Origin of the sequence: Streptosporangium nondiastaticum (assembly GCF_003011965.1) — a bacterium.
Classification (GTDB): Bacteria; Actinomycetota; Actinomycetes; order Streptomycetales; family Streptomycetaceae; genus Streptomyces; species Streptomyces nondiastaticus.
In genome coordinates this window covers 1-13,461 of sequence record NZ_PXWG01000169.1, presented here as the reverse complement: position 1 = coordinate 13,461, position 13,461 = coordinate 1, and the positions used below count along the sequence as shown (strand labels likewise).

13 protein-coding genes, 1 tRNA gene and 2 pseudogenes are annotated in these 13,461 nt (G+C 73.0%); 5 read left to right on the top strand and 11 right to left on the bottom strand.

Annotated features, from left to right (window positions below; all coding sequences use genetic code 11):
- Both B7P34_RS32255 and B7P34_RS32250 read left to right on the top strand, forming a co-directional pair.
- Positions 1-561: pseudogene (locus tag B7P34_RS32255) on the top strand (hypothetical protein); the annotation flags it as partial.
- A 69-nt stretch (positions 562-630) separates the two neighbouring features.
- Complete coding sequence (locus B7P34_RS32250) at positions 631-1,293, top strand: NAD(P)H-binding protein (protein WP_106681724.1); 663 nt, start codon at positions 631-633, stop codon at positions 1,291-1,293.
- A gap of 69 nt (positions 1,294-1,362) precedes the next feature.
- Here B7P34_RS32250 and B7P34_RS32245 read toward each other — a convergent pair.
- Positions 1,363-1,444, bottom strand: a tRNA-Tyr gene (locus tag B7P34_RS32245).
- A 212-nt stretch (positions 1,445-1,656) separates the two neighbouring features.
- On the opposite strand from B7P34_RS32245, the gene B7P34_RS32240 reads away from it, so the two are divergent.
- Entirely contained in the window at positions 1,657-2,145 is a 489-nt protein-coding gene (locus tag B7P34_RS32240; RefSeq protein ID WP_030368439.1) for a YajQ family cyclic di-GMP-binding protein, read from the top strand.
- Between the two features lie 192 nt (positions 2,146-2,337).
- Positions 2,338-2,946: a nuclear transport factor 2 family protein gene (locus B7P34_RS32235; RefSeq protein WP_106681723.1), complete on the top strand. Its 609-nt coding sequence runs from the start codon at positions 2,338-2,340 to the stop codon at positions 2,944-2,946.
- 22 nt (positions 2,947-2,968) lie between these two features.
- On the opposite strand, the gene B7P34_RS32230 is transcribed toward B7P34_RS32235, so the two are convergent.
- Positions 2,969-3,364, bottom strand: coding sequence for a YccF domain-containing protein (locus B7P34_RS32230; RefSeq protein ID WP_106681722.1), 396 nt, complete (start codon positions 3,362-3,364; stop codon positions 2,969-2,971).
- Between the two features lie 199 nt (positions 3,365-3,563).
- Between B7P34_RS32230 and B7P34_RS32225 the strand changes: the two genes are divergently transcribed.
- Complete coding sequence (locus B7P34_RS32225) at positions 3,564-3,827, top strand: hypothetical protein (protein WP_106681721.1); 264 nt, start codon at positions 3,564-3,566, stop codon at positions 3,825-3,827.
- Positions 3,828-3,872: 45 nt separating this feature from the next.
- Here B7P34_RS32225 and htpX read toward each other — a convergent pair whose 3' ends face one another.
- The 9 genes and pseudogenes from htpX to B7P34_RS37805 all read right to left on the bottom strand — a co-directional run.
- On the bottom strand, positions 3,873-4,739 hold the full coding sequence (gene htpX, locus B7P34_RS32220) for a zinc metalloprotease HtpX (RefSeq protein ID WP_106681720.1): 867 nt from the start codon (positions 4,737-4,739) through the stop codon (positions 3,873-3,875).
- A 351-nt stretch (positions 4,740-5,090) separates the two neighbouring features.
- Positions 5,091-6,614: an NADH-quinone oxidoreductase subunit N gene (locus B7P34_RS32215; RefSeq protein ID WP_106681719.1), complete on the bottom strand. Its 1,524-nt coding sequence runs from the start codon at positions 6,612-6,614 to the stop codon at positions 5,091-5,093.
- Complete coding sequence (locus B7P34_RS32210) at positions 6,614-8,203, bottom strand: complex I subunit 4 family protein (protein ID WP_223268446.1); 1,590 nt, start codon at positions 8,201-8,203, stop codon at positions 6,614-6,616. The genes B7P34_RS32215 and B7P34_RS32210 overlap by 1 nt, the downstream gene beginning before the upstream one ends.
- A gap of 2 nt (positions 8,204-8,205) precedes the next feature.
- A complete protein-coding gene (locus B7P34_RS32205) occupies positions 8,206-10,197 on the bottom strand; it encodes an NADH-quinone oxidoreductase subunit 5 family protein (RefSeq protein ID WP_106681718.1) in 1,992 nt (663 codons plus the stop codon).
- Complete coding sequence (gene nuoK, locus B7P34_RS32200) at positions 10,194-10,565, bottom strand: NADH-quinone oxidoreductase subunit NuoK (RefSeq protein ID WP_030368447.1); 372 nt, start codon at positions 10,563-10,565, stop codon at positions 10,194-10,196. Before nuoK ends, B7P34_RS32205 begins: the two co-directional genes overlap by 4 nt.
- Positions 10,565-11,143, bottom strand: coding sequence for an NADH-quinone oxidoreductase subunit J family protein (locus B7P34_RS32195; RefSeq protein ID WP_106681717.1), 579 nt, complete (start codon positions 11,141-11,143; stop codon positions 10,565-10,567). Before B7P34_RS32195 ends, nuoK begins: the two co-directional genes overlap by 1 nt.
- Positions 11,140-11,676, bottom strand: coding sequence for a NuoI/complex I 23 kDa subunit family protein (locus B7P34_RS32190; RefSeq protein ID WP_223268445.1), 537 nt, complete (start codon positions 11,674-11,676; stop codon positions 11,140-11,142). The genes B7P34_RS32195 and B7P34_RS32190 overlap by 4 nt, the downstream gene beginning before the upstream one ends.
- Positions 11,676-12,641 (bottom strand): complex I subunit 1/NuoH family protein, encoded by a 966-nt coding sequence (locus B7P34_RS32185; protein ID WP_106681716.1) that lies wholly within the window; start codon positions 12,639-12,641, stop codon positions 11,676-11,678. The genes B7P34_RS32190 and B7P34_RS32185 overlap by 1 nt, the downstream gene beginning before the upstream one ends.
- Positions 12,638-13,461: pseudogene (locus tag B7P34_RS37805) on the bottom strand (hypothetical protein); the annotation flags it as partial. The gene B7P34_RS32185 and the pseudogene B7P34_RS37805, both read right to left, overlap by 4 nt.

Here is a 13,461-nt window from a genome sequence, read left to right as displayed (position 1 = left end):
CTCGGCCCCTGCGGCGGCCTCGCCCGGCTCCCCCGCGAGCTGGCCGTCCGGGCGGCCGGGCAGCTGTCCGCCGCCGGAGTGACCGTCGTCTGCCTGCCGCAGGGCGACTGCGGGACGCTGGAGCAGCGCGGCGGCCGCGTCTCGCGCTGCGCCCCGGTGCGGCTGTTGCGGGCGGCGGGGGTGCGGGTGGCGGCCGGCAGCGGCGCCCTGCGCGACGCGGCCAATCCGGTCGGGCGCGGCGATCCTCTGGAGGCCGCGTTCCTGCTGGCCTCGCACGGCGAACTGCGGCCCGAGGAGGCGTACGAGGCGGTCAGCGGGTGGGCGCGGGCGGCCATGGGGCTGCCGCGGGTGCGCGTGGAGGCGGGCTTTCCGGCCGAGCTGCTGGCCGTGCGGGGCGAGCGCGTCGAGGGCGTGCTCTCGATGGCGTACAGCCGCCTCGTGGTGCACCAGGGCCGCGTGGTGGCCCGTACGAGCGCGGTGCGGGAGTACTGCGACGGGTCGGCCGCGGCGGCCCTGGAGCTGCCCCGGCAGTCCTCGCGCGGCGGGGGCGAGCCGTCCTGACGCGGGGCCCCGGGGCGGGGTCCGGCGAGGCCCTCTGTCGGATTCCGGTGATCGGCGTACGGTCGGATCATGCGCATTGTCATCGCTGGTGGACATGGTCAGATCGCGCTGCGGCTGGAGCGGCTGCTGCACGCGCGCGGGGACGAGATCGCGGGCATCATCCGCAGGCCCGAGCAGGCCGGCGCCCTCCTGGCGGCCGGTGCCGAACCGGTCGTGTGCGACCTGGAGTCGGCCTCCGTGGGGGATCTGGTGAAGCACCTGGAGTCCGCCGACGCCGCCGTCTTCGCGGCCGGAGCGGGGCCGGGCAGCACCATCGAACGCAAGGACTCCGTGGACCGCGGGGCGGCCGCCCTCTTCGCCGACGCGGCCGAGGCCGCCGGGGTCCGCCGCTTCCTCGTGGTCTCCTCCATGGGCGCCGACCGCGAGCCCCCGGAGGGCACCGGTCCGGTCTTCGCCGCGTACCTGCGTGCGAAGGGCGCGGCGGACGCGGACATCCGGGCGCGGGCGGGCCTGGACTGGACGATCCTGCGGCCGGGACGGCTCACGGACGACGCCGGTACGGGCCGGGTGACGCTCGGGGAGGCCACCGGGCGGGGCGAGGTGACCCGGGACGACGTCGCGGCGGTCCTCGCGGCGCTGCTGGACGAGCCGGGGACGGCGGGGCGGACGCTGGAGCTGATCGGCGGGGACACGCCGGTGGCGGAGGCCGTGAAGGCCGCGGCGGGCGGCTGAAGGTCTGCCTGGAAGGCTCTGGAAAACGAAAGAAGCCCCTGACCTTTTCAGGTCAGGGGCCTCGTTCCGTGGCGGCGCCAGGATTCGAACCTGGGTAGGCTAAGCCGACGGATTTACAGTCCGCTCCCATTGGCCACTCGGGCACACCGCCATGGGGTGTCACCTCGGGCTCTCTTTCGATTCGCGCCGGGGCAACGACGTAAACCATACCCGATGACCTGGGGTGGTCCGCCACTCGGTTCATCGCCCGTGAGAACGGGCCCGGGGTGGCTAGGCTGACGGGGCGGTCCGCCGCCGGCCCGGAGCCGGCGGCAGTCCGGACCGCACACCCCGATGGATCTACGTATGAGGAGCCAACTCAATATGGCCGACTCCAGTTTCGACATCGTCTCGAAGGTCGAGCGGCAGGAGGTCGACAACGCCCTCAACCAGGCCGCCAAGGAGATCTCGCAGCGCTACGACTTCAAGGGCGTGGGCGCCTCGATCGCCTGGTCCGGCGAGAAGATCGAGATGCGCGCCAACGCCGAGGAGCGCGTGAAGGCGGTTCTCGACATCTTCGAGACCAAGCTGGTCAAGCGCGGGATCTCGCTGAAGTCCCTCGACGCGGGCGAGCCGCAGGCCTCCGGCAAGGAGTACAAGATCTTCGCCTCGATCGAGGAGGGCATCTCCCAGGAGAACGCCAAGAAGGTCGCCAAGATCATTCGCGACGAGGGCCCCAAGGGCGTCAAGGCCCAGGTCCAGGGCGACGAGCTGCGCGTCAGCTCCAAGAGCCGTGACGACCTCCAGGCCGTCCAGGCCCTCCTCAAGGGCAAGGACCTGGACTTCGCGATCCAGTTCGTCAACTACCGCTGACCCGGGAACGACGGCTGACGCCAGTCACGCCGAAGGCGCGTCGGAAGGGACCCTTTCCGACGCGCCTTCGGCGTTCCCGGGCCGCGCCCGCCCGGCGGTCTTGACCTCAAGCTATGTCGAGGTTTTAGCGTCCTGGTGTACGGCCCGGCCCGCCCCGGAGCGGGCCCGTCCACCGACCCAGGGAGCGCCGCCATGACCCTCACCGCACCGGAGTTCGCCCCGGAGTTCACCCCGGAGACCGCTCGGGAGACCGTCCGGGAGGCCGCTCAGGAGACCGCTCGGGGAGCTGCTCGGGAGACCGCCGCCCTGCAGGCCCGCATCGACGCCCTCACCGACCGCGCCGCCCTCACGGACCTCATCGACCGCTACCTGCTGAGCCTCGACACCCGCCGCTTCGACGACGCCTGGGCCCGCCGCTTCTTCACCCCGGACGTACGGATCACCTCGCCGGTCGGCAAGCACGAGGGCACCGGCGGCCTGGCCGCGTCACAGGCCGCCACCCTGGCCAAGTTCGAGCGCACGCAGCACATCGGCACCAACTACGTGCTGGACATCACCGGGGACCGCGCCACGGTGCACTGGAACGCCCTCATGACCCACGTCCACCTGGCCTCCACCCGCGAGGCCCGCGGATCCGGCCCCGGAGACCACTTCACCGTCGGCGGAACGTTCGCGGGCGAGGTCGTGCGCACCCCCGCGGGCTGGCGTTTCCGGCGCCTCGACATCCGCGCGGTGTGGACGCACGGCGAAGGCCCCCTCGCCCTCACCCCCGCGGCCGAGGAGGCCCTGTGGTCTCGTTAAGTCACCTTCGTTCGCGGCCGGTTCAGCGGTAGCCGGCGAACGCCTGGTCCGTCGGGACGATTTCGCGGCCCAGCGGGAAGAGCGAGACCGGGATCAGCTTGAAGTTCGCGATGCCCAGCGGGATTCCGATGATCGTGCAGCAGAGCGCGACGCCCGTGACGATGTGGCCGAGCGCCAGCCACCAGCCGGCGAAGACGAACCAGATCACGTTGCCGATCAGCGACCCGGCGCCCGCGTCCCGCCGCTCGACGGTCGTCCGCCCGAACGGCCACAGGGCATAGCTCGCGATCCTGAAGGACGCGATGCCAAACGGAATGGTCACGATGAGTACGCAGCAGATCAGGCCGGCGACCACATAGCCGATCGCCATCCAGAACCCGCACAAGATCAACCAGATGATGTTCAGGATGAACCTCATGAAAACAGCCTCCCACGCGTCGTAGCCCTCAGCGAATGGGACGCAAGGCCTCTGACCTGCGGTTGCCAGGATCCGTAGATGACCTGTCCGTCCCCCGAACGGCCTAACGCCGCGTGCCGCGCGGCCCCTCCGCCCTCATCGTGGGCTGTCCGCCGCGTCCGCCGTCCGGGGGACGCGCAACGAGCGTGAGGAGCCCCCCATGCGCACACGTACGCGACAAGCCATCGGCGCCGCGGCCTCCGCCGCGATGCTCGCCGGAACGCTCGGCGCGGGGGTCGCCCGGGCCGACGACCCGCCGCCTCCGCCCACAGGGGTGTCCATCGCCCAGTGCTTCAACGGGGGCGGGACGCTCGACGTGACGATCGGGGACGACTTCGGGCCGGTGCTGGTGTGCCGGGGAGGGACGTACGACGGCATGCCCATCGGCGATCTCGACGACTCCGGCGGCTCACCCGCCGGCTGACGGGCGAACTGACAGGAAGGCTCATCGGCGGGCCGGCGGACCTGGCTACCGGCCGCCGCGGCCCGCCATCTGCTCCAGGCGGGCGATGCGCTCCCCCATCGGCGGGTGCGTGGAGAACAGCTTGGTCATGCCCTCGCCCGCGCGGAACGGGTTCGCGATCATCATGTGGCTCGCGGTCTCGATGCGCGGCTCGGGAGGCAGGGGCAGGCGCTGCGTGCCCGTCTCCAGCTTGCGGAGCGCCGAGGCCAGGGCCAGGGGGTCGCCCGTCAGGCGCGCCCCGGAGGCGTCGGCCTCGTACTCGCGGGAGCGGCTGACGGCGAGCTGGATGAGGGACGCCGCGACCGGGCCCAGCAGCATGATCATGATCATGCCGACGATGCCCGGGCCCTCGTCGTCGTCCGATCTGCCGAAGGGGACCAGCCACGCGAAGTTCACCAGGAACATCACCACCGAGGCGAGCGCGCCCGCGATCGAGGAGATGAGGATGTCGCGGTTGTAGACGTGGCTGAGCTCGTGGCCGATCACGCCGCGCAGCTCGCGCTCGTCCAGGAGGCGCAGGATGCCGTCCGTGCAGCAGACGGCGGCGTTGCGGGGGTTGCGGCCGGTGGCGAAGGCGTTGGGGGCGTCCGTCGGCGAGATGTACAGCCGGGGCATGGGCTGGCGGGCGGCCGTCGAGAGCTCGCGGACCATGCGGTAGAGCGCCGGGGCCTCGAACTCGCTGACCGGGCGGGCGCGCATGGCCCGGAGGGCCAGCTTGTCGCTGTTCCAGTACGCGTAGGCGTTCGTGCCCAGCGCCACCAGGACGGCGACGATCAGGCCCGTCCGCCCGAAGAGGCTGCCGATGACGATGATGAGTGCGGACAGCCCCCCGAGGAGGACTGCGGTCCTGAGCCCGTTGTGCCGGCGGTGCACGGTACGCCCTCCAAGCGGTGCGGCAGGGGAACCCTTTGCGCTGTCGTGCGGAGTTTCCAGTGGAACCTTCCTGACCGGTCAACGCCAGACGAAGGTCCCGGGTTCCCTTGTGCGCGGGGGCGCCGCCGGTCCGTCCGGGTGACGGGTGCCCTCCGGGCGGGTTCGCCGAATATGCGCGCGTGCCCGGCCGCCGACGGCTCGCCGGGCACGCGCCGGTTCCGGCCGGCTGCGTATTCCGCCGGACCCTCGCCGCGGGGGTTTCCCGCCGTCGCGGCGGAGCGTTCTTGCGGGCGGTTCCCAGCCGCGGCGCAGACCGGCGGCGATCGCCGGCCCCGGCCCGCGGGCCGTCCCCTAGAGGAGCGCCCCTGAGGCGAAGCGGAGGACCAGCTGCGGGGCGCCCGAGAGGGCGATGCCGGCCACTGCGGCGAGCGCGATCGCCACGCTCAGAGGGGCCGGAACACGCGCCCCTTCCCCGGCCCCGGCCTCCCCGGTCTCCTCCGCCGGGCGGAAGAGGATCGCCGTCCACTGCAGGTAGTAGTACAGCGCGATCACGACGTTGAGGGCCATGACGACGGCCAGCCAGCCCAGCCCCGCGTCGACGGCCGCGGTGAAGACCGTGACCTTCGCGAAGAGGCCGATGATGCCGGGCGGGAGGCCCGCGAGGCAGAGCAGGAAGAAGCCCTGGGCGAGCGCGGCGAGGGGCCGGCGGGCGTAGAGGCCCCGGTAGTCCGTGATGCGGTTCTGCGGGCTCGTACGGGCCACCAGGGCGGCGACGGCGAACGCGCCGAGGTTCACGGCGGCGTACATCAGGGCGTACGCGACGGTGGAGCCGACGGCGTGCGCGGGGTCGTCGGCGTAGCCGGCGGCGGCGATGGGCACCAGCAGGTAGCCCGCCTGGCCGACGGAGGACCAGGCCAGCAGCCGCACGGCGCTGTGGGGGCGCTCCGGGCGCTGGCGGAGCGCGGCGACGTTGCCCGCGGTCATGGTCAGCGCGGCGAGGACGGCGAGGGCCGGTGCCCACACCGACGCGTACGACGGGAAGGCGACGACCGTCACGAGGATGAGGCCGGTGAAGCCGACGGCCTTGCCGATCACGGAGAGGTACGCGGCGACGGGCAGCGGCGCGCCCACGTAGGTGTCGGGCACCCAGAAGTGGAAGGGCACGGCCGCGGTCTTGAAGGCGAAGCCGACGAGGGTGAGGGCGACGCCGGCCTGGGCGAGCGTGTCGAGCCGCGGGTCGACGTGGCCGAGCTTGTCCGCGACCTCGGTGAGGTGCAGCGTGCCGGTGGCCGCGTAGACGAAGCTGACGCCCAGGAGGGTGACGGCGGTCGCGGTGACCGAGGAGAGGAAGAACTTCAGGGCCGCCTCGGAGGAGCGGCGTTCGCCGCGGCGCATGCCGACGAGGGCGAAGGCCGGCAGGGAGGCCACTTCGAGGGCGACGACGAGGGTCGCGAGGTCCCGGGAGGCGGGCAGCAGGGCGGCGCCCGCGGCGGAGGACAGCAGCAGGAACCAGAACTCCCCTTCGGGGAGTCGCTGGTCGCGGACGGCGCTCATGGACAGCAGGGCCGTCAGGAGCGCGCCGCCGAGCACCAGGAGCTGGATGACGAGCGTGAAGTGGTCGGCGGTGTAGCTGCACGCGTCGCGGTCGGAGACCCCGGTGAGGCAGAACGTTGAACGGGGGGCGCGGTCGCCGTCGAGGAGCGGCAGCAGGGAGAGGCCCGCGAGCAGCAGCCCGGCGACGGAGAACCATCCGAGGAGCGGCTTGCGGCCCTCGGGGAGGAGCAGGTCGGCGACCAGGACGGCCAGCGCGACGACGGCCGTGACGGTGGGCGGCGCGATGGCGAGCCAGTCGACGGACTGGATCAGGGAGCCCATCAGTTGCCTCCTCGGAGGAGCTGCTGAACGGCCGGGTCGGTGAGGCCGAGGAGGGCCGCGGGCCAGAGTCCGGCGAGGACGGTGAGGGCGACGAGGGGGGTCCAGGCGGCGAACTCGTAGGACAGCACGTCGGCGGGTGCGTTCTCCGCGGTGCCGGCGGTCAGCGGCCGGGAGCTGCCGCCGTCGCCGCCCATGCACACGCGGCGGACGACGACGAGCATGTAGGCGGCCGTCAGGAGCGTGCCGAGGCCGGCCAGGGCCATGAACGTCAGGAACGCCGGCCGGCTGAGCCCCTCCGCCGGGCGGAAGGCGCCGAACATCGCGAGCATCTCGCCCCAGAAGCCGGCGAGGCCGGGCAGGCCGAGGGAGGCGATCGCGCCGAAGGCGAGGAGCCCGCCGAGGCGGGGGGCCTTGCCGTAGAGGGCGGCGCCGGTGCGGCCGGAGAGGGCGTCGAGGTCGCTGGTGCCGTAGCGGTCCTTGACCGCGCCGACGAGGAAGAAGAGGAGGCCGGTGATGAGGCCGTGGGCGATGTTGGCGAAGAGGGCGCCGTTGAGCCCGGTGGGGGTGAGCGTCGCGATGCCGAGCAGGACGAAGCCCATGTGCCCGACGGAGGAGTACGCGATGAGGCGCTTGAGGTCGCCCTTGGCGCCGCGGCGGGCGAGGTTCAGGCAGACCAGCGAGCCGTAGATGATGCCGACGGCCGCGAAGGCGGCGAGGTAGGGCGCGAAGGTGTGCGCGCCGTCCGGGGCGATGGGCAGGACGATGCGCACGAAACCGTACGTGCCCATCTTCAGCAGCACGCCCGCGAGGAGGACCGAGCCGACGGTCGGGGCGGCGGTGTGCGCGTCGGGCAGCCAGCTGTGCAGGGGCCACATGGGGGCCTTGACGGCCAGTCCGAGGCCGATGGCGAGGACGGCGATGAGCTGGGTGGTGTGGCTCAGCTTGGAACCATTGTCAGTGGCGAGTGCCACCATGTCGAACGTGCCGCCCTTGAGCCCGACCAGGAGGAGGCCGAGCAGCATCACGACGGAGCCGAGCAGCGTGTAGAGGATGAAGCGCCAGGCGGCGCGCTCCCTGCCCTCGCCGCCCCAGCGGGCGATGAGGAAGTACATCGGGATGAGCACCATCTCGAAGGCCAGGAAGAACAGCATCAGGTCGAGGACGGCGAAGGTCGCGAGGGTGCCGGACTCGAGCACGAGGAGCAGTGCGACGAATGCCTTGGGAGACGGGCCCGACGGCATCTTGAAGTAGCTGTAGAGCGCGCAGAGGAAGGTCAGCAGCGCGGTCAGGACGAGGAGGGGGAGCGAGACGCCGTCCACGCCCAGGTGGATCCGGATGTTCAGGGCCGGGATCCAGCTGATGTCGGTGGTCGCCTGCATGCGGGCCGGGCTGTCGTGGTCGAAGCCCGTGGCGAGGGCGATGCTCAGCGCGAGGACGACGCCGGTGACGGTGACGCCGTGGCGGAGCACGGCCTGCTCGGGGCTCTTCCCCTTGAGGCCGGGCGGGGCCGGCAACAGGGAGGCGACGGCTCCGACGAGGGGGAGGACGACGATCGCAGCGAGGAGGTACTGCAGGGCTGTGTGACTCACGGTCAGGCTCCGTTGGCTACGAGCACGGCCGCTACGGCCAGGACGACGGCGCCTGCGAACAGGGCGCTCAGGTACGTCTGCACGTTGCCGGTCTGGGCGCGGCGGACGGCCTCGCCGAGCAGGCGGGGTGCGCCGGCCGTGCCGCGCACGTAGGTCTCGACGACCTCGCGGTCGAGGAACCGGGCGAGGCGGGCGGCGGCGCGCGTGGGCCGGACGAACAGGGCGGAGTAGACGGCGTCCAGGTGGAAGCCGGCCGCGGCGTGGCGGTGCAGGGGACCGAGGAGGGCCCGGCCGGGGTCGGCCGGGTCGGGTGCCGCCGCGATGTCGCCGTAGGCGGCCTCGTGGGTGGCGATGCTCTCCTCCTCGGAGACGTACGGGGCCGCGTCCGGGTCGGCGGCGACGGCGCCGAGGGGGGTGCGGGCGGCGAGCGCGGCGGTGCGGCGCCAGGCCGCGTACATCACGATCGCGCCGGCGAGGGCGCAGCCGGTGGAGAGGACGGAGGTGGTGAGCGTCGGGGTGAGCGACCCGCCGTCGAACCAGTCGGGGAGCTTCCAGGCGGCGAGGCCGAGCGCGAGCGTGGGGACGAACAGGATCCACAGGACGGTGTTCATCGCGGCGGGCTGCTTGCCGTGGTCGGCGGCCTCGGGGCCGGTGCCGCGGAAGGCCATCAGCCACAGGCGGGTGGCGTACGCGGCGGTGAGGAGCGCCGTGAGGAGCCCCGCGGCGAGGACGAGCCAGCCGGCCGCGCCAGGGATGCCCTTGGCGTCGCCGGAGGCGGCGTGCTCGGCCGCGCCGAGGACGGCTTCCTTGGAGAAGAAGCCGCTGAACGGGGGGATCGCGGCGAGCGCGAGGAGGGCGACGGTCATCGTCCAGTACGCGTCGGGGATGCGCTTGGCGAGGCCGCCCGTGCGGGCCATCGCGGCGAGCGAGTTCGTGCCGGCGGCGTGGATGATCACGCCCGCGCCGAGGAAGAGGAGGGCCTTGAACGCGCCGTGCGAGACGAGGTGGAAGACGGCCGCGTCGCGGTCGCCGACGGCGAGGGCGCCGGTCATGTAGCCGAGCTGGCCGACGGTCGAGTAGGCGAGGACGCGCTTGATGTCGTCCTGGGCGAGGGCCGCGAGGCCCGAGCCGACCATGGTGACGGCGGCCATCACGGCGAGCACGACGAGCGCGGCCGTGGAGGCCGCGAAGAGCGGGAGGAGCCGGGCGACGAAGTAGACGCCGGCCGCGACCATCGTCGCGGCGTGGATCAGCGCGGAGACCGGCGTGGGGCCGGCCATCGCGTCGGGCAGCCACGTGTGCAGCGGGAACTGCGCCGACTTGCCCGCGACGCCCGCCAGGAGCAGCAGCGCGATCAGCGTGGGGTGGTCGATGCCGCCGGAGGTGACGGCGGTGAGGATGCCGTTGATCCGGAACGTTCCGGCGTCGGCGGCCAGCGCGAGGATGCCGATCAGGAAGGGGACGTCGCCGAGCTTGGTGACCAGGAAGGCCTTGAGGGAGGCGCTGCGCGCGGCCTCGGTCTCCCAGTAGTGGCCGACCAGGAAGTACGAGCAGATGCCCATGATCTCCCAGCCGACCAGCAGGACCATGAGGTCGCCCGAGTAGACGACGAGCAGCATGGCCGCGGTGAAGAGGGAGACGAGGGCGGCGTAGGAGGGGTAGCGGGGGTCGTCGCGCAGGTAGGCCGTCGAGTAGAGCTGGACGCACGTGGCGACGACGCCGACGAGGAGCGCGACGAGGACGGCGAAGCCGTCGAGGTGCAGGGCCAGGTCGATCGGCACGGAGCCGGTCGGGGTGAGCCGGCCGGCGGCGTCGATCGCGTCCCCGCCGCCCTGCCGCCAGGCGACGACGGCGGCGAGCACGGCCGCGGCGAGCGTCGGCAGGACGGCGAGGGGCCGTACGAAGCCGGGTGCGCGGCGGCCCGTCAGCAGGCCCGCGACGGCGCCGAGGAACGGCAGCAGGGGGACGAGGACGGCGGTGGTCGTGGTGCTCACGCGGCGGCCTCGGCCTTCTCCTCGCGGTCTGCGCGTTCGGTGTCGGATCCGGCGTCGGGGGCGTCGTCGCGCAGGTCGCGCAGGCGGTCGACGTCGGCGGTGCCGCGGTTGCGGTGGACCTGCAGCACGATCGCCAGGCCGATGCCGATCTCGGCGGCGGCGATGGCGATGGTGAAGAGGGTGAGGGCCTGGCCCGCGTGCAGCTCGTCGCGCAGCCAGACGTCGAAGGCGACGAGGTTGAGGTTGACGGCGTTGAGCATGAGCTCGACGGACATCAGGACCAGGATCGCGTTGCGCCGGGCCAGGACGCCGTACAGGCCCGTGCAGAAGAGGAGGGCCGCGAGGACGGCCGGGTAGACGAGGTGCATCAGCGCTTCTCCTCCTTGCCTCTCTTGCGGGAGAGGACGATCGCGCCGACGAGCGCGGCGAGCAGCAGCACGGACAGCGCCTCGAAGGGCAGCACCCAGTGCCGGAAGAGGATCTCTCCGGAGACCTTCGTCGTGCCCTGGGGGGCGTCGCCGTCCAGCCCGATCCAGGTCGTGCGGAACGCGTCCGCGACCACCCACACGAGGGCGGCGGCCGCGGCCACGGCGACCCCGAGGGCGGCCCACCGGTTGCCGGAGTCGGCGTCCGGGGAGCGGCCGATGGGGGCCTTGGTGAGCATGAGCCCGAAGAGGAGCAGGACGACGACGGAACCGACGTAGATCAGGACCTGCACCCAGGCGATGAACTCCGCCGTCAGCAGCAGGTACTCCACGGCGAGCCCGCCGAGGGCGACGACCAGCCAGAGGGCGGCGTGCACGAGCTGCTTGGTCGTGACGGTCACGACGGCCGCGCCGAGGGTGACCAGGCCGACGAGGAGGAAGACGATCTCGACGCCGGTCGGGGAGAGGAAGCCGTGCGCGGCCGTGCTCGCGGCGAGCGTCGCGGTACCGGTGCCGGTCATGCCTCTCCCTCCTGCTGGGCCTTCAGTTTCTCCGCCGACTTGCGGGCCGCCGCGATCTCCTTCGGCTCCTCGGCCGCCGGGTCGAGCGCGGGCGGCTCCGGCACCGTCCACATCCACTCGCGGAGCTTGTCCCGCTCGTGGACCAGGTCCTGGATGTCGGTCTCGGCGTACTCGAACTCCGGCGACCAGAACAGCGCGTCGAACGGACACACCTCGATGCAGATGCCGCAGTACATGCACAGCGAGAAGTCGATCGCGAAGCGGTCGAGGACGTTGCGGCTGCGCTCGCGGCCGCCCGGGGCGGCCGGCGGCACCGTCTCCTTGTGGGAGTCGATGTAGATGCACCAGTCCGGGCACTCGCGGGCGCACAGCATGCAGACCGTGCAGTTCTCCTCGAACAGGCCGATCACGCCGCGCGTACGGGGCGGCAGCTCGGGCTGGACGTCCGGGTACTGCGCGGTGTGCGCGCGGCGCGTCATCGTGCGGAGCGTGACGGCGAGGCCCTTGGCGAGGCCGGAGCCGGGAATGCCCACTACTGGGTCACCACCTTGACGACGCCCGTCAGCGCGATCTGCGCCAGGGCGAGGGGGATGAGGACGGTCCAGGCCAGCTTCTGCAGCTGGTCCTCGCGCAGGCGCGGGTACGTCACCCGCAGCCAGATCACGACGAAGGCGAGGACGGCCGTCTTCAGCAGCGTCCACACCCAGCCCAGGCCGTCCGCGCCGAACGGGCCGTGCCAGCCGCCGAGGAAGAGGACCGTGGTCAGGCCGCACAGCACGACGATGCCCGCGTACTCCGACAGCAGGAACAGCGCGAAGCGCAGGCCCGTGTACTCGGTGTACGCGCCGAAGATGATCTCCGAGTCGGCGACCGGCATGTCGAACGGGGGCCTCTGCAGCTCGGCCAGGCCGGCCACGAAGAACACCACCGCGCCGACGATCTGCCACGGCACCCACCACCAGTGGAAGGCGTCCACGATCCCCGGCAGCGAGACCGTGCCCGCCGCCATCGCCACGCTCGCCGCGGCCAGCAGCATCGGCAGCTCGTACGCCATGAGCTGCGCGGCCGTGCGCAGGCCGCCCAGCAGCGAGAACTTGTTGGCCGACGCCCAGCCCGCCATCAGCGAACCGAGGACTCCGACGCCCATCACGGCGAGGACGAAGAAGATGCCCGCGTCGACGATCTGCCCCACCGCGTTGCCCGGTCCGACCGGGATCGCCACCAGCACCAGGAGGTACGGGAGGAGGGCCACGGCCGGCGCCAGCTGGAAGACGCGGCGGTCCGCGCCCGCCGGGACCACGTCCTCCTTCTGCGCGAACTTCACGCCGTCCGCGACGAGCTGCGCCCAGCCGTGGAAACCGCCGGCGTACATGGGGCCGAGGCGGCCCTGCATGTGCGCCATCACCTTGTGCTCGGTCTGGCCGATGACCAGCGGCAGCACGAGGAAGACGACGAAGACGGCGAGGAGGCGCAGGACGACGTCGAGAGTGTCGCTCATGCGGGGTCGCCTCCGGCGGGGTTCGTGTCGTTCTGGGGTACGCCGTCTCCGGGCGCGTCTTCGGCTCCGCCGGGGGTGCCGGCTGCCGGCTCGGCGCCGGGGGCCTCACCGGACGGTGACTCCGGGGCACCGGGCGCTTCCGCTTCCGCCTCACCGGACGGTGACTCCGGCACCGCCGGGCTCCGCCGCTCGGGCTGGGCACCGTCGCGGCGGGAGGAGGCTTGCGGCTCGGATGAGTCTTCCGGGGCTCCGGGCTCCTCCGGCTTCTTCTCGGGTGCTTCGTCGAAGGCCGGGCGGGCGTGATGCCACGGGGCGTCGGAGGAGCCGGTGGCCGCCGGGCGGGCGCGCCTCGGGGCGGGCTCCCCCGGCTGACTGGCGGAACCGTCCGCCGCGCTGCGGGCCGAGGCCGTGTCTTCGGGTGCCTGGCTCGCCGAACCGTCCGCCGCACTGCGGGTGCGCCGGGCCGGGGCGGCAGCGCCGTCCATCTGACTCGCGGAGCCCTCGGACGCGCTGCGGGTGCGGCGCGGCGGGGCGGCGGCCGCCTCGGTCTGACTGGCGGAACCGTCCGCCGCACTGCGCGTACGACGGGCCGGGGCCGCGCCCTCCGCCTGACTGGCCGAGCCGTCCGCCGCACTGCGGGCACGACGCGGCGCCGCGGCGGCCTCCGCCTGGCTCGCCGAGCCGTCCGCCGCACTGCGGGCACGACGGACCGGGGCGGCCGCGGCCTCCGTCTGGGTCGCCGAGCCCTCCCCCGCCGTGCGCGTGCGGCGGACCGGGCGGTCGCCCGCCGCGCGGGGGGCGCGGGCGGGGCGGGCCGGGG